This is a genomic window from Litoribacillus peritrichatus, assembly GCF_039537985.1.
GTDB lineage: Bacteria > Pseudomonadota > Gammaproteobacteria > Pseudomonadales > Litoribrevibacteraceae > Litoribacillus > Litoribacillus peritrichatus.
This window is the reverse complement of sequence record NZ_BAABBN010000007.1, coordinates 22,132-38,832: the sequence shown is the minus strand read 5'-3', so window position 1 is coordinate 38,832 and position 16,701 is coordinate 22,132. Positions and strand designations below refer to the sequence as shown.

Annotated in this window: 13 protein-coding genes; 7 read left to right on the top strand and 6 right to left on the bottom strand. The window is 41.3% G+C overall.

Features of this window, described 5'->3' with window-relative positions; all coding sequences use genetic code 11:
- Positions 1–888, top strand: a complete 888-nt coding sequence (locus ABD744_RS10000) for a bile acid:sodium symporter family protein (RefSeq protein ID WP_344798063.1) — start codon at positions 1–3, stop codon at positions 886–888.
- A 343-nt stretch (positions 889–1,231) separates the two neighbouring features.
- Here ABD744_RS10000 and ABD744_RS09995 read toward each other — a convergent pair whose 3' ends face one another.
- Genes ABD744_RS09995 through ABD744_RS09975 form a run of 5 tightly spaced genes read right to left on the bottom strand, consistent with a single transcriptional unit; the run spans position 1,232 to position 6,460 of the window.
- Positions 1,232–2,146: a hypothetical protein gene (locus ABD744_RS09995; protein ID WP_344798061.1), complete on the bottom strand. Its 915-nt coding sequence runs from the start codon at positions 2,144–2,146 to the stop codon at positions 1,232–1,234.
- The gene (locus ABD744_RS09990) at positions 2,136–3,935 is read right to left on the bottom strand and encodes an ORC-CDC6 family AAA ATPase (RefSeq protein WP_344798059.1); all 1,800 of its coding nucleotides are present in this window, start codon (positions 3,933–3,935) and stop codon (positions 2,136–2,138) included. The genes ABD744_RS09995 and ABD744_RS09990 overlap by 11 nt, the downstream gene beginning before the upstream one ends.
- Positions 3,932–5,185: a metallophosphoesterase family protein gene (locus ABD744_RS09985; protein ID WP_344798057.1), complete on the bottom strand. Its 1,254-nt coding sequence runs from the start codon at positions 5,183–5,185 to the stop codon at positions 3,932–3,934. Before ABD744_RS09985 ends, ABD744_RS09990 begins: the two co-directional genes overlap by 4 nt.
- 20 nt (positions 5,186–5,205) lie before the next feature.
- Complete coding sequence (locus tag ABD744_RS09980; RefSeq protein WP_344798055.1) at positions 5,206–6,102, bottom strand: DNA adenine methylase; 897 nt, start codon at positions 6,100–6,102, stop codon at positions 5,206–5,208.
- A gap of 16 nt (positions 6,103–6,118) precedes the next feature.
- Positions 6,119–6,460, bottom strand: a complete 342-nt coding sequence (locus ABD744_RS09975; protein ID WP_344798053.1) for a helix-turn-helix domain-containing protein — start codon at positions 6,458–6,460, stop codon at positions 6,119–6,121.
- 393 nt (positions 6,461–6,853) lie between these two features.
- Here ABD744_RS09975 and ABD744_RS09970 point away from each other — a divergent pair, with 393 nt between their 5' ends.
- The gene (locus ABD744_RS09970; protein WP_344798051.1) at positions 6,854–7,474 is read left to right on the top strand and encodes a metallophosphatase domain-containing protein; all 621 of its coding nucleotides are present in this window, start codon (positions 6,854–6,856) and stop codon (positions 7,472–7,474) included.
- 68 nt (positions 7,475–7,542) lie between these two features.
- On the opposite strand, the gene ABD744_RS09965 is transcribed toward ABD744_RS09970, so the two are convergent.
- Positions 7,543–8,118 carry an imm11 family protein gene (locus ABD744_RS09965; protein ID WP_344798049.1) on the bottom strand — a complete coding sequence of 192 codons (576 nt, stop codon included), beginning with the start codon at positions 8,116–8,118 and terminating at the stop codon, positions 7,543–7,545.
- Positions 8,119–8,584: 466 nt separating this feature from the next.
- Between ABD744_RS09965 and ABD744_RS09960 the strand changes: the two genes are divergently transcribed.
- From ABD744_RS09960 to istB, 5 genes are all read left to right on the top strand, one after another.
- Complete coding sequence (locus ABD744_RS09960; RefSeq protein WP_344798047.1) at positions 8,585–13,102, top strand: RHS repeat-associated core domain-containing protein; 4,518 nt, start codon at positions 8,585–8,587, stop codon at positions 13,100–13,102.
- A gap of 6 nt (positions 13,103–13,108) precedes the next feature.
- The gene (locus tag ABD744_RS09955) at positions 13,109–13,570 is read left to right on the top strand and encodes an SMI1/KNR4 family protein (protein WP_344798045.1); all 462 of its coding nucleotides are present in this window, start codon (positions 13,109–13,111) and stop codon (positions 13,568–13,570) included.
- 97 nt (positions 13,571–13,667) lie between these two features.
- The gene (locus tag ABD744_RS09950; protein ID WP_344798043.1) at positions 13,668–13,961 is read left to right on the top strand and encodes a hypothetical protein; all 294 of its coding nucleotides are present in this window, start codon (positions 13,668–13,670) and stop codon (positions 13,959–13,961) included.
- Between the two features lie 425 nt (positions 13,962–14,386).
- Positions 14,387–15,931 carry an IS21 family transposase gene (istA, locus tag ABD744_RS09945; RefSeq protein ID WP_344798041.1) on the top strand — a complete coding sequence of 515 codons (1,545 nt, stop codon included), beginning with the start codon at positions 14,387–14,389 and terminating at the stop codon, positions 15,929–15,931.
- Positions 15,932–15,942: 11 nt separating this feature from the next.
- Positions 15,943–16,698, top strand: coding sequence for an IS21-like element helper ATPase IstB (gene istB / locus ABD744_RS09940; RefSeq protein ID WP_344798040.1), 756 nt, complete (start codon positions 15,943–15,945; stop codon positions 16,696–16,698).
- The last annotated feature ends 3 nt before the right edge of the window (positions 16,699–16,701 follow it).

The window sequence follows — 16,701 nt, the reverse complement described above, 5'->3', positions numbered from 1 at the left end:
ATGGAAAGCGATCTAATTATAAATATCATACTTCCAGTAAGCCTGGGGATCATCATGTTCGGCATGGGGACATCGCTGGTTTTAGACGATTTCAAACGAATTTTCGTGTATCCAAAGGCTGTTCTTATCGGGGCATTTGGCCAGATTGTTTTGCTGCCCATTCTTGGCTATTTATTTTGTCTGTTCATTGATATGACACCAGAAACGGCGGTAGGCGTTATGATTGTCGTTTCATGCGCTGGCGGAGCTTTATCCAATCTGATTGTGTATTTAGCCCGTGGAGATGTGGCTCTTTCGGTCACATTAACGGCGATCAGCTGTATTGTCACCGCCTTCACTATCCCGTTTATTGTGAATGTCTCCTTAAACCACTTTATGGGTATGACAAACGAAAGCTTGTTACCTGTCGGTGAAACGAACCTCCGTTTATTTGTAATCACGCTGCTGCCGGTCTGGCTGGGCATGGCTTTAAGGCACTTTTACCCTAACGCCGGCGCAAGACTGGAAAAGCCGGTTAATCGCCTGGCAACTATCATGTTCATTGGCATTTTTGTAGGTGTGATTATTCAAGAACGCGAACAACTCACTACCCTGTTTTTGAGCGTTGGATCTGTAGTTCTCGGCCTTAATTTGGTTGCTATGATATTAGGCGTTTTATTGGCCAGAATGGTTAAACTGAATCGAAAACAAAGCATTTCCATTGGCGTCGAAATCGGATTACAAAACAGCGCCTCCGGTATTTTTATCGCAGCAACCCTGCTTGGAAACATGGCTTTTGCAAGTGTCCCTGCCGTTTACTCATTCGTAATGCTTTTTAATGCGGCTTTATTTATCGGTATAGTTCGGAAGCAAAGTTATGTGATGCAAGAGCGATTGGTTAATTCCTAAAAGCTTTTGAATGGCAATCAGGTACTTAAACTTTCGTTTCTGGGTACCTGAAACCTAAAAAACGTTAACGACTCAATGAAGTCGTTAACGGGTTTCTATTGATAAAAGTAATTAGGAGTAGATCCTTTCTTCGATCTATATGTAATGTGGGCGAGTAATAAAGTTTCATACTAATATGCTCTCTAGACCGCATTCTACCGTTGTAAAATCAAGCTTAAAATAAATAAAGTATCATACTGGACGGCCTAACTTGAGAGTACTCAACAAATTTCTGAGTAATAAAGTTTCATACCTGTCAGGTCAATCATACCTTAACCTTTCATAATTTGTGACTTATGCTACTCTATTCTGCTTTTTGAGAATCATCGTTTCCACAAACAGAACAAGAAAAACCAAATGTATCCACTATATCTCTATCCTGCGTAATTACATTTTGTTGATCAACGCTACTTACATTCCAAACAGCCACCTCAGGATTCACTAAAGCGGCAACTAAAGAGCATAAATAAAATAATTTTGGCCCAAACGGCAACAGAACTAGTTTACTCTGAGACTTATAACCAGAAAGTAATGAATCAAGCATATAAATAGTATCAACGGGAGCTTGAACGTCGTACTCTAATCTATTCTCATCATCAATAAATGAGAGAAGTGTCTTATTTTGAGACAGAATGTCATCTCTATAGTTATTTTCAGACGAACTAGGTATTAAAACAAAACTTTCATCACTCTCTAGATATTCAATTGCACCAAGAGCCTTATTCTTTTCGTATCCTAATCCTACTACAGCTTGAACAGGTAAACCTGGAATATTACTCCACCCAGAAAATAACTCATGAACAGGCTCTACTCTTTCATTAGGTTCACTGTCTTCACATGGAGGCGGAGCATATTTAGCTAAAGAATATAGTATATTTAATGTAAACTTTTTACCTTTACTAAGTTTCAATAAGCTTGATAAGAGACAAGCTAATATTCTCCTTGATATCAGTGATATATCAATCGAAACAACTATTTCTTCATTTAAGATAAATTTATTAAAATGAAAACCTAATTGATCAAACAAATCATCTTCACTTATAGATAAAACATCAAATATCTCTGAGTCTTCCTTCCGTATTTCTTCAAACTTTTCAAAAATTTCAACGGTTCTGTATTTCCCTTTTAAAGAAATAAAAATATCAGTTGTTTGTAGCACACTAGACAAGCTTTCTTTATCTAGATTATAAAGGTTACTAATCTGATACTTAGATTTCATTAAACATATCCTCTTGCACAACGATGCTGTTTTTAGAAACAGGGCCACGTAGCAATATACTTGAAAGATTAACCTTTTTTTCCATTCTTAGAGGAAGCTTTAAAGTAGGAGAGAACAAGTACGAAAGTCTAAATCTCATACCAAAGAGAGATTTATAGTTCCAAAAATCTAGGTTTTTCTCTAATGAAACAATAGCACCATGATTTAAAGCTATTCGCATAGCCATTTCTATTTCAGAAGATACTTTTTGATCTATAACAAAGGTACCAGGAGGATCAGCTTTAAAGTCTTCTTTTGTTAGAACTTTATTAAAAAACTTAGCAATGTCTTTAATAATTTCATATGGTGATTCTTTAGTAGTAATTCCCATATTATTAGTAAGAGCAGTCGTAGCAAGCATTGAAGAATATGCCTCACTAGCAGCATAAATTTTATTATATTGCTCCTCTTGACCTACAGAACCATTCTTAGAAATTGTTTCGTACAAAGAGTTTATTGTAGTAATTAACCACCTAGGGTTTCCTTCACTAATTCTTGTAATTGCATCCCATCCAGCGTAAAACTCAAAAGGAACCTTACGCCCTTTGGACGTGTTATCGTCTCGTTTGAAAGCATTCCGGAAAGCAATTCTAGGAGCTATTTTCCTAATTGTATTATATATTGAAGATTTTTCTTTCCCTGAAAGGACACGCTCAAAGTCTATATTCCTAGTTTCAATATATTCTTTAAAGGATACATCCTTTTCCATCAAACTATGAAACTCTTTAGCCCACATTTCAGAGCGATCATCTTTAGAAGTCTGTTTATTATTAATAAACATTGTTTTCCCAAAAACAGCATAGGGGTCTGAAATATTGTATCGTGAACGTAAAATATCATTACAGAAAGTTTGACTTTCACCTTTCTCTCTATACCAAAGTTCTACAACAGAATGGTCATTATTTTTACTAATCTCAGCCTCAGTTTCTTGATGTAACCCACAAGGAACTAATGCAACTTTAAACATAATCTTTTTAGCTGAAGACCTCATACTTTGGATAACCTTATCCAAAAGTATCTTAGGAGCAATTTCAAACTCATCCAAAAGGATAGCCCATCTATGCTCAGGCCTATTCAATGCGTGATCAAATTCACTAAAGATAGCATCCAATGCTGTTTTTAAATCAATTGAAGAATACGGTAGATCATCCCTTAAAACTTTAAGAGTAATAGCTTTATTTTCAATTGCTTGTTGAGAATACTCTCCGAGCCTATTTAACCTAAGGGACAGCTCCGATCTAATTCTAGGTAAAGAAATCTTATCTAAATCTAATTTAAGAGTTCTTGCAATGAACTTAAAAGAATCATGAATTTCATCACTATTACTGTCTAAAATTTCAGTTCCATAAACTTTTACATGATACTTTAGAGAAGCACCTAATGTATCAATTACAGCCAAGAAAACATGAGTGCAAAAAGCAGTATAAGCAAACGCATTGGCGCAATTTTCTTCTATTCCAGCCTTTGAGAGAGAGCGGATCATTTGCCCCCATACTAAATCCCCAGGAACATAAACTCCTTCATAGTGGATATCTTTTCTTATATCGTCAGCATCTTTATGACTCCAATTTGGAAGTATATCTAGGCTCAACATTCTTAATAATGTTGTTTTTCCACTTCCTCTAGGTCCAAACAATAATGTATGCCCATTAACGGCCGTTTCTTTAAATTTATTAGAAGGTACGAAAGAATTAGCTATTTGTTCTGTTTTTAAATGCTTGGCATTATATGCATTTCCAGAATTCATCATGATAGACCTCCAATCCTAGAAAGAGATACCAGCTCGGAATCTGAATTAATATCCATATCTATATTTAACACCTCAAGCTCCTCTTTAAGATGTTCAAAATCCATAGGCATTAAATAACTAAGATCAGGGATCTTACTTACTACTTTGTCCCAGTCAATGGAACCGACAGGTGGTACTATGTTTTGAATATCTTGCGCAATTTTTTCCAGTGTACCAGTAAATCCAAACCCAACACCTGTATATATACCATCCAATTGACTTTTAGAAATGGCCCAGTGATTTCCCTTCCAGCTCCAAGCATTAACCTTTCCTTTTAAAGGACCTCTACATTTTTCAATATTTAATTCGATAATATAAATTTGATTATTGAACTCTTCACCAAGAGAGTCTTTATGAGCTGATAATGTTCCAGCAGCAAAAACGGGAATCCTTTTAGAACCACCATAGGTATATTTTAAAGTAGCATGATGCTTATGACCGTGAATAATAATCCAATTGCCATACTTACTTAGCATATTGATCAGTGATTCACCACCATACATTGTATCGTATTGACTTAGCCCTTTTATACTATGAGGAATCGGATGATGGTGACAGAGGAAAATACTAGGCTTAAGGTTTTTCTTATCATGAATGCTCTTTAAGTGTTCCTCCAACCAATTCAATGTTGAATTAGCTATTCGGCCTCTCTCATACTCTTTTTTCAGTTGATTATGCCTAGCACAACTATTAAAAATAACTAGACGATAATCATCATTCTCATCATAAAGTAAGTAGTCTGAACCAAAATAAAAAACCCTTCTTTCATGGGTAGTTTTTGTACAAGACTCACTATTGATTTTTAAAGGATAAGGAGGACTAAGAATTTTAAGGTTTTCAATTAAATCGGTATACGAATCTAATTCTCTTATTGGATTATCTAATTGGTCTATACCACGACTCTCAACATCATGATTTCCTGTAGCAACAGCCAATAGCTCACATTTAAGGCAATCACTTAACTCTTGAAGCTTTTCCCAAGCAACTTCAAGACCTGATTTATTAGCATGAGTAGTTATATCTCCTGGGCACAACAAGATATCTGCCTCAAGATTATCTGAAGAAATTTTTTTTAATAAAGCAGCCCAAAGTCCAGAGTGAAATTTTTTACTTTCGTTAAACGCCAACCAAGACATATGGCCTGAAGACTTTGATTCCTCAACAAAATGAAGATCACTAACAACTGCAATTCTTAAAACCTTTTCATCCATGACGCTTCTCGAACTTACCACTAATATATGTAATTAGATAAAAATATTTCCCTAGCTTTACTTCGTGCCGTTGTATTACATGAAACATTTCTCTGCACAGAGATCTCTTCAATATACCAATCAGAAAGCATCGACTTCAATGATGGACATTCAAAGTATGAAATTAAAATCTTAACCCCTCTCTCCGTTGCCAATCTAGCTGAACTTACAAGGCGCTCTAAATCTGAAAAACCAAAAGAGTCTAAGCCATATTCCCCTCGATTTCTTTTAGTTAAATCAATGTAAGGGGGGTCTAAATAAACAAAATCACCAGATGAAGCTTCCTCTAAAACCCTCTCAAAGTCCAGGTTATAGATTTCACAAGATTGAAGTCTTTTACTAAATGCATAAAAAACCTCCTGTGTAGGGATACCTAGATTGCCCTTTCCTCTAGAGACATTGAAACCGCCTTTTCTGTTTGTACGGTAGACGCCATTAAAGCAAAAACGGTTCAAATACAGGAACCTAGCAGCACGAGAGAGCTCATCCAAGTCAGTACAATCGAGTCCTCTGAGATGATAATAAAGGTCTTGATCAGCAGGGATACTCTTGAGTAAGCTCCAAAGTTCTACAGGAAAATCTTTAATCATTTGATATGCCTGTATCAAATGAGGGTTTATATCCGAAATGACAGAAATCTTCGGATCCAGATGTAAAAAGAAAACCCCAGAACCAAAAAAAGGCTCATAATATATATTAAATTTCTTTGGTGTAGCTAATTGCAAATTAGGTAATAGCTTTTTCTTGCTTCCAGCCCACCTCAATATAGGTGTTTTTCCTGGAATACCTGATATTTGACTGGTCTCTTCTTGATAGAGTGAATCTGCTACTTCCCAAAATTCAGCCGATTCATTCGAAAGTATGTTAAATACTGACATGTTCATCATCCGTAACTTAAGTTAATTTTTGTCTTTCTGTCAAAGCACACACGTCATCTATTACATTTGCAATAAGCAAAGCATGCTCTTGGGTACCATCCCAATTCCGATTCAAGGCATTAATTAACGTTGTATTAGAAGACGAATCCACTTGGGAGATCAGATTCAAATCAACTCCAAATCTATTACAAAGCCTTTTAATATCCCCCCCCCAACGAGCGAAATTCCCATTTATAAGGCGACTGATACGGCCTTGATCCAGATCTAACTCTTTAGCAATTTCCTTCTGAGTTAACCCCGCCTCTTTAATCTTCTCTTTGAGCTTTCTTAGCAGCCAGTTTTTTTCAGTTTTATTCATAATATTACATATAATAAACATAAATATTACATATAATGTATATTATGATCAAAAAACATGCAACTAATTCCTAAGAATTGAGCTAAAAAAAGTTGCTACAAGAATGGTTAATATTCAGATATCTGTTTAACGGAGTGAAGGATGTAGATATGAACCTACTGACAACAATTAATATTCTTCAATGATCTATCAGACACTAACTCCAGGTACGATACTAATAACGTAGAAAGGTTTTACACTACTATCGTGTGAGACTTCTCGGATATCTAGTTAAGTTCTTATCACCATTGTTTCCCCTTTCACGACAAGAAATATGCAGCAGCGCTCAAATACATATTGTAGGGCCTTAATTAGTTGATAAAATTAAATGCATTTTAAAGAGATGAACTTGCTATGCGCTTTGTTGTCATCAGCGACACACACGGAATGTATCCAAAAGTAAGTGTTCCCGATGGGGATGTATTGATTCATTGTGGTGACATTTTAGCTAGAGGCAGATTATCTGAAATTGATACGCTGAACGGCTGGTTAGAGAGCTTACCCCATGAACATAAAATCATCATCGCAGGTAACCACGATCGCTGTTTTCAAAAGCACCAGCAGGAAACTCTTGAAAAGCTGACTTCAGCTATTTATCTACAAGATAGTAGTGTGGTTATTAATGGCTTGAAGTTCTACGGTTCGCCTTGGACACCTGAATTCTATGATTGGTATTTCATGCTGAATAGAAGGGAGCGAGCTGAAAAATGGAAGCTCATTGAAGAAGATACCGATGTCCTGATTACCCACGGCCCACCCTTCTCAATCCTTGATCAAGTTCTTGAAGGTGAGCATGTTGGGTGTCCTGAGCTTTTAAAACGGGTGAAAGAAGTCAGTCCTAAATACCACCTCTTTGGGCACATTCATGAGGGATACGGAATGGTTGAAGATGGTGATACCACGTATATCAATGCCAGTTTAAATAACGTGAAATATCGGCCGGTCAATATGCCATGGGTTCTTGATATTTCTTAGTCCTACCGGCTTGAGATTTGATTCACTGTCTACATCTAAGATTTAAACACCCCCCTGCAGTATTAACTCTATGAGAGTTCAACTTCTCTGAACTTGAGGCCCTTCAAATTATTCTGTTTAACCAACTCATAAAACCCACCTTCTACATCTGCACAGTATGTTGTTAGACCAACGCCCTTAACACGAAACAACCCTCGGGTGGTAATTGCATCAGAGTTCAACACAAGCTTGTTGAAACGACGGGTTCTGCTTGGCTTTCCATTCCTCATATTCCTGGTGGATCGTTCTTCATCAAGAGCTTCAAGGCACGACAAAATGTGCACAACATGCCATGCCTCACCATCTAACGTAAGAGGTAGCAATTCACAAGAGTCCTTTAAGCTTGGTTCTAATATTCTCGATACCTTTTCAGGAATTGCGAATATTGTAGCTCCCCAAGCAGCTATATCCGGTACTGTTAGTCCCGTTTCCCCAGGTACAATTAACCAATCTACATGCACGGCCTCCCAGTCCTTTATCTTTGGTGTTCCATCCAGTATGTAGAGATCACCCGTTGTTAATTGTACTGACATCTCTAGTTCTGTTTCCTGTAAGATCAGGTAGTTATTTACATCAGCTGTGACAGCAAAAACACGCTTACTCATTTGGCCCTCAAGTTAATATTTTCTTAATTCTGTGTACAGAGGGGAGGTTCCATCCTGTAGGCCTTCAGTGAAGGCAAACTCGAAAAAGAAACACTTGTCGCAAATTTTGCAATAACTCCGCCAGATGGAAAAACATCAATGTTGCGAATCATTAAACGAATACGAAGACTACGCCACCATGTGTAAAAGTAACGTTGTTGATACAGCGAGTCTAGATAAGCCTGTTAACTAATGAATACTTAGTATTTCCAACAGAGCGAGCAATGACACGTCTCGGTTTCATGAGGCTGTTCTCTCTAACTGTGCATCAACTCTCATCTCTGTTTTCATAAAACCCATAGAATGCTCACCTTCTTATGACTCATTGAACATCTAATGCCCGGTAAAGGATTTGCCGGGCGAGTCAGAATCCGACAGAGAATCCCTAAATCAAGCAATAAGGGATTGACCAAGGAAGTATTAAGGCATGGATGCAAGCCAAATGATAAAAATACACGCAGCTAACGGTGAAAATCTTTTCTTTTGTCGTGAGGATAAGCGCAGTGACCTAGGTTCTCAAAGAACATACGCAACGGTCTCTGAGGCTTATTCCCATTTGATTAGTTTTGTGGGATTCTCGCGAAATCTGAATCTGCCGGGCCTGATTGACGTGCTGGAGATGTTCAGCCCCAAGCAGAGTCAGGGGCTGCGTTTTACGGTTGTGACCCGAAACACACAAGTGGCGATTTGCCAGCAATTGGCGACCCTTTTGGTTGAGGGTGAGATCAGCATGTACGTTGAACCTCCGGTTCAACCGAAAATCCAGTATGCCAGCGACTTTCAAAAAGCGCCCGTTCGATCTCAATCTCTGTCTAAAGGCGGCCAAGCCACTTCAACGGAAGACTCCGAAACTCTTGATAGTTCAAACCCCGAAGCTCAGGCGACTGACCAGACAGGTACCAATGCTGCGGGCCAAAATGATCAAGCTAATAAAGACAAAATCTGCCAAAGTGACCCGGTGGCGATGTCCAGTGGTGAAGAGATTTTGGAGCTTTTGGATTTTGAGCTGGATGGCCCCATGCCGATTCGTTGGGTCAGGAGTTATCGTTCCAGCCAATGTCAGGAAAACATCGGCCTTGGCCATGGTTGGCGCAGTAACTTTCATATCCAGCTTGTGGAAGTCTTTGAAGAGCTAACGGATAAAGAAAAGCTCAATCAGAAAACCCCCGAACTGGAAACCCTGCTTCTTATTGACGAGGAAGGCAGAAGGCTGCCTTTCCTGCCTGTGCCGAAAGGCCAAACCAGCTATCAGCTCTCCGAAGGGCTGGCGCTCCACCATGAAGAAGGTGGCCGCTTCAGGTTGGTCAAACCGGACAACACCCATTGGACGTTCGTTCGACTGAATGGTACTTGGGTTTTGGATCGGGTCAGTGATATCCATGGCAATCAACATCGTCTGTTTTACAGCAGTGCCGGTCGCCTTACGCGCATTGACTTAAACCCGGCCTGTGGCATTGAAATCAGTTATGACCACAGTGGTCACCTCACTCAGATTGTGGCTGTTCGGCATACTGAGCAAGGCATACAGCGACATCCGACGCCCTTGGCTCAGTACCAATACGACACCAATAATGATTTGATCGCGGGTACTAACGCGCAACAGCAAACCGAACGTTATCATTATCAAGGGCACTTATTCACCCAACGTGTTCGCGCCAGTGGCTTTAGCCATTATTTTGAATGGGAAGGCGAGGGCCCTTCGGCACGCTGTGTTCATAACTGGGGCGATGACGGCCGATACGATTACCACTTTGAATATGTGGATGATGAACGTTTAGCCATCAGCACGGACGGTCGAGGTCAGGTTTGGAAATTCTGGCACGACGAAGAAGGCAGGCTGATCTCAAAACAATCGCCATCCGGTCATCAATGGCAGTATGAGTTTGACCAACACGGTCAAAAGGTGGCCGAACGATCGCCAAACGGTGGCACCACTCAATTTACCTACAATGAGCGTGGCCAGTTAGTTTCGGTTCAGTCGCCCGATGGCGCGATCACTCAGTATCAATACAATGGCTTGGGGCAACGCATTGTTACTATTGATGCTGAAGGCGGTGTTTGGCAACAAGAATATTCCGTGGTAGGTCATCTGAAAAAGACAACTCTGCCCAATGGAGCCCAAACTCAATTCCGCTATAACGAACAAAGCCAGCTGGTTGAAATAGAAAGGCCGGACGGTGCGTTGGTTAAATACCGATGGAATGAGCAAGGTCAACTGCTTGCCCGAGCAATGGGCGAGCAGCTCTTTCGTTACAGCTACGATGAACTCGGCCGTTTAAATGGCGTGCTCGACGGCAGTGGTGTTGTCACACAATACACTCGAGATAACAAAGGCCAGTTAATCAGTATTAAGGCCTATGAGGAAAGCGACCCTGACAATACTCAAGAACAGCGCTTTCAGTACGACGATTCAGGGCGCTTAATTCAAAATACCGATGCCCAAGGACGAACCCATCAATATCAGTTTGAAGGCCTAAGCCAACCGACTAAGCAAATCCGGCCTGATGGCAGCTGGCTCCATTATCAGTACGATAACGAACGCAACCTCACCGGCATCCAGCGAAGTGATGGCAATGAATACCTCATTGAATACGATGGCGAAGAACTGCCTACCAAACTAACCGGCTTTGATGGTCGACAACAGAGCTTAAAATACGACGGCGAAGGCCGTTTGATTGAATCAGACGATTGCGGTGAAAAAGCGGTTCGTTTGAAGCGTGATTTACAGGGCCGAGTCACAGAACAACTCGGACGCAGCCACAAAACCCAGGAAACGCAAAGCAACTTCTTTCAGTACGATAAACTGGGGCGCGTAACCTTTGCCAACAACGCAGACCGTAAACTGCGTTTTCAATACGACGCGAACGGTCAACTGCTCGAACACTGGCAGGATCAATGGAAAACAGAACACCAATATGATCAATCGGGACGACGTACCCAAACGCTTCTGCCTGACGGTCAAACCGTTCAATTTCGATACGACAAACATGGCCGCTTAAACCAGCTTGGCCTGAACGATCAACCTCTGACCTTAAGAAAGTTCGACCAACAAGATCGAGAAATTGAACGGGAATGCAGCAATGGCGTACTGCTAAAACAATCGTTTGATGCTTTCGGGAAATTAACACAACAAGAATGGCATAATGTTGATCAAGTTGAGCTTGCAGAACAAACACAACATCAAGAACTGAACGAACATTCGGCTATCAATCAACAACGCTCATACGATTATCAAGCAAGTCAGTTAGTTTCTATTGAAGACAGCAGGCTCGGTAATAAACAGTACTCCTACGATGAACTGGACCAGTTGCTTGCCGTTAAATATGATGGGGCAGGCACTCAATCGACGGAATACTTCGAATGGGACAATTTTGGCAATCCTTCAGGTGAGAATGCTGTCATAGAGAATGATCGCCTGATCAAGAAAAACGGTGCAAGTTACCGATATGACCCGTGCGGAAACCAGATTCAAGCAGATTCTGGTAAAGCAGACAATGAAGCCCCGAAACAGCAAACCCGAGAGTTTGATGGTTTTAATCAACTCCGCCGATTAAGAAACAACGGCAAAGTTAACCACTACCAATATGACGCCCTGGGCCGAAGGAGCGCCAAACTCACAGAGCAAGGTAAAACCGATTACCTGTGGGACGGTGATCAACTCATTGGTGAACATCATCAAGGTAAATTCCGTTGGTACATTTACCAGCCAAATACGTTTTTACCCATTGCGCTGGTTGAAGAAGGCCGGGTTTATCACTATCACCTTGATCACCTTGGTACTCCAATCAAGCTGACGGACAACCAAGGTCAAACTGCCTGGCTAGCAGATTACAGTGCGTTCGGTGAAGCACAAGTAACCATAGAACAGGTTAATAACCCGATCCGTTTTCAGGGGCAATACTTCGATCAAGAAAGCGGCCTACACTACAACCGGTTCCGGTATTATGACCCGGAAATAGGGCGGTTTATTCATCAAGACCCGATAGGGTTAGTGGGTGGGGTTAATCATTATCGGTACGTACAAAATCCCATTAATTGGGTTGATCCATTAGGACTACTGTGTAAGGAAGGTAAAGCAACGTTAACTGCTTGGCTCGTTGCGGCTGAAGTTGACCCTCAAAAAATAGTTGGCGCGATTGATGACTCGGAGTTGTCAAAAGTAAGAGTAAATGGTCTGGATTATGAGCTGAAATTAGACCGAGAAAATAATGGCGTTGAGCTGATTAGTCTGGATGATGGTTCTCAAGAAAAGATGAGTGCAAAGGATTTTGCAGCAGGACTGGATTTGGATGGTCCAGAGAATAATGAATTTAAGAAAAGAGCTGAAGCAGATTATAAAGCAGATCCTGAAAATGGCATCTCTCCAGAAAGTAAGGTGATATATGGCGGTCGAGCCACACCTGATGGTGGGCGGGACTCTACTCAATCAAAGGTCTTTAAAGATCCTGAAACGGTACATTTAGATAATGACTCATCGCGTAAACCTGTTTTTGTGGATGGTGTAATGCTTCCGTTAGCAAGTACTTATGGAAAGTCAAAACCAGTACCAAAATTAGAAGAAGCGGCTGGAGTTGCTTCAAGAACTCGAAAAGGACGTACATACAAAATAAATAAAGATAAAAATGGTATGCCTGAGTTTACTGTATTTGAAACTTATCTTGGAGATGAGCATATCAATTCTGGAGATGAAAGTGCTCACTTTAGAGCTTCAAATAAAAGGCTTGGAGAGTTGCTTATAGAAAAGCCAGAACTGAAAGAAGAATTGGGGCTTACAGAGGTCCAATATAAACATTTAACTAAAAATCCTCCATCTGCAGATGGGCCTAAAGGTTTAACATGGCATCATCATCAAGACACAGGCAAAATGCAGCTTGTTGATGAAGAATTACATAGAAGTTTTGGTCATGTTGGCGGTATGGAACGATGGGGAGGGGGAAGAGGATAGATAACTATGAAAACGATACAATGGGAAGAATACCTTGAGAGGAAAGATTTACAAACTTGTACTCGCGAGCAAATAGAGAAAGAGGAGAAAGAGGTTGGGTTTATTTTCCCTGAATTGCTAAAACAAATAATAATGGAGCACGGAGGGCAAAAACCAGTTAATTTAATTCCTAAATATGCAAATGGAACAGATATGTCGATTCCGTGTATTTTCCACGCATATAGTAATGATAAAGAGGATTACGGTTACACTATTTCATCTGCAACTGAGTGTTTGGTAGAGGAGGATTATTTAAACTATGTTGTTTTTTGCAACAAAGGAAATGTATTTGTATCGCTAGATTATAATGTTAGGCCTATTGATCCCCCTGTCGTTATGGTTATAAGGGATTCACTTCCTGATGACCCTGATCATAGGCATTTTCTGGCAGAAAACTTTCATGAGTTTTTAGATAAGTATACTGTTTAATATTGATGGTTTTGTCCCGTCGGCCCAATCGGTTCAGTGATGGGGATGTCAAGATTTCAGAATGTAATTTTGACCCAACGAAGTTAGCAGGTTAACCATGAAAGTAAACAGGAAGCATGATCCGGAATTCTCTAAATTTGTACCGCTGGAAGAGTGGTTGGAATATGGTAAAGAAGACAAAGACCTTTGCCTGATAGATTACATTGATGGCATCGCTTGTGGCCTGAAATCGCTAGCATTTTATGAAGACAACACCAAAGACAAAGTGTTATTTAAATCCAAATTGCAGGGTGGCAATAGATTATTTGGATCAGATAAATTCAAACAATTGTGCGACGATAATGATCTACGTGGTTTGCGTTACGACGAAGACTTAGTCGGCGTATTCTGACTGTCTTTCTTTGCTTTTTATTATAAATCCAAGGCCTTCCGGTTTACCTACAAAAAACAAACGCATACAAAACAAGAGAGCTAAGACTCTCTTTTTTGAGCGAGTAATAAAGTTTCATACGAGACCAGTTAATTAACTGATTGAAGTTATATTATCCATAACAAATTCAATTGTAGTTGAGTGAATCACCTCCGGGAATGTGATCTTTTAGAAGGAAGCTTTCTAGGGTGCATATTCCGGCCCATCATGAACACCCATTCTGGCGCAACGTGAACACCTATTCTGGTTGATCGTGAACACTCAATCCGGTCTCATCGTGAACACTTTTTACTGGTTTCCAGAATAGGTGTTCACGATCCAGAATCCTTTCGCGCATTGATTTTCTATGACTGCTAGCCTCTTCAGTTTTTTGACTGGAGACGGCAATGCCAACCAAGAGAATATCAATGCGAAAATTACGAGAAATATTGCGTCTTCGTTTGCAAAACGAACTCTCCTTACGCCAGATCAATGGCAGCTTGAGACTTAGCCTTGGAGCCGTGCAAAAAGTAGCTCGCCAGGCAGAAGCGTTAAAGCTCGACTGGCCTGCCATCGAGAAGCTTAACGAGCAGGCGCTTGCCAACCTGTTTTATCCCGAATCTGACAATCGTGTGTCTTCAGAACTGGTCATGCCAGACTGGACTGAGGTGCATCAAGAACTCAAGCACAAAGGAATAACCAAACACCTGCTCTGGGAGGAATACACACAGCAATACCCCAACCGGAGTTACAGTTACTCGCAATACTGTCACCACTACCAAGTATGGATAAAGAAGCAGAAGCGTTCTATGCGCCAACTTCATAAGGCCGGTGAAAAGCTGTTTGTTGATTATGCCGGCAAGACGATGCCTGTTGTCTGCCAGAGTACAGGTGAAGTCCGTTTTGCTCAGATCTTTGTGGCCGTGATGGGTGCATCCAATCACACCTTCTGCGAAGCGACCTGGTCGCAGAGTTTGCCTGACTGGTTGAACAGTCATGCACGAGCCTTTGAGTTCTTTGGTGGTGTACCGGAGATGGTGATCCCAGATAATTTGAAGAGTGGTGTCACGAAAGCATGTCGTTACGACCCTGATCTTAACCCGAGCTATCAACAGTTAGCCGCGCATTATGGGACGGCTATCGTGCCTGCCCGGCCGCGAAAACCTCAAGATAAAGCCAAAGCCGAAGTCGGCGTTCAAATCATCGAACGCTGGATACTGGCTCGGCTTCGTCACCATACCTTCTTCTCTCTGGCTGAGCTAAATCACTGCATTAAAGCCTTGCTAGAGGAAGTGAATAACGTTCCCTTCAAGCAACTCCAAGGAACACGTAAGCAATGGTTCGAAAGCATCGATAAACCCGTTCTGAAACGCTTGCCTAAGCATCGTTATGAGTATACGGACATCAAACAGGTCAAAGTAAATATCGACTACCACATCCAGTACGACCAACACCTTTACTCCGTACCGCATCAGCTTGTCGGCGAGCGTTTGGAACTGCACGCCAAAGATAAATTAATAGAAATTCACTTCCAGAATAAGCGCGTCGCGAGCCACCCGAGAAAGCGCAACGCTGGCATGACCACGAACCCAGAGCATATGCCAACTCGACATGAGAAACAGCATAAATGGAACGCGAACAGGCTCATGAACTGGGCTAAGGATCTAGGTGATGATGTTCTGATCTGGGTTCAGGTACTCCTCAAGCAAAAACAGCATGAAGAGCAAGCTTACCGAGTCTGCCTAGGCTTATTGAATCTCTCCAGAAGTTACCCAGCAGAACGTATCAACAATGCCTGTGCCATCGCCAATCAGCATCACCTCTACCGATTGAAGCAGGTCAAAAGCATCTTACAAAGCAACCAGGACAAGTTGCGTACGAGCCACACAGACCAGCTTCCACTACTCCCGCAATCACACGAAAACATCCGTGGTCCGCAAAGCTTCCACTAAAGGACATTCACATGACAGAACAAATAATCCCCCAGCTTAGACAGCTTAAATTGAGCGGTATGGCCAGTGCGCTCGCCAGTCAGCTTGAACATCCTGGTACCTACGAGGGGCTCTCCTTCGAAGAACGTCTGCAACTGCTTGCGGATCATGAAAGTCAGGATCGAGAGCAGCGAAAACAACAACGCTTATTAAACTCTGCCAAACTGAAGATCGCAGCAAATGCACAAGACATCGATTACGAGCACCCGCGAGGCCTGAAACAATCCATGATGGCCTCGTTACTTCAATGCGACTGGATAAAGAAATATCAGAACCTACTCATCACCGGCCCCTGTGGCAGCGGTAAAACGTACATCGCTTGTGCGCTCGGCAATACAGCCTGCTTGAAAGGTTATCGCGTAAAGTACTATCGCATATCCAGACTGTTGCTGGAACTGGCGCAATCAAAAGCCGATGGAACCTACAATAAAGCCCTTCAGGCCTTAGCCAAAATAGACCTGCTCATACTTGATGACTGGGGGCTTGAACCCTTAAAGGCGGCTCAGCGGAACGACTTAATGGAGATTATGGATGATCGACACGGAAGCACGTCCACAGCGCTTATCAGTCAACTTCCAACAGAAGAATGGTATCAATCCATCGGCGATAACACACTGGCTGACGCCATCTTGGATCGTCTGATGCATAACTCTCACCGAATCAAGATGAAGGGAGAATCAATGCGGAAAATCCGTTCAAAGTTGACGGATGGTGAACACTTAGGATAAAAA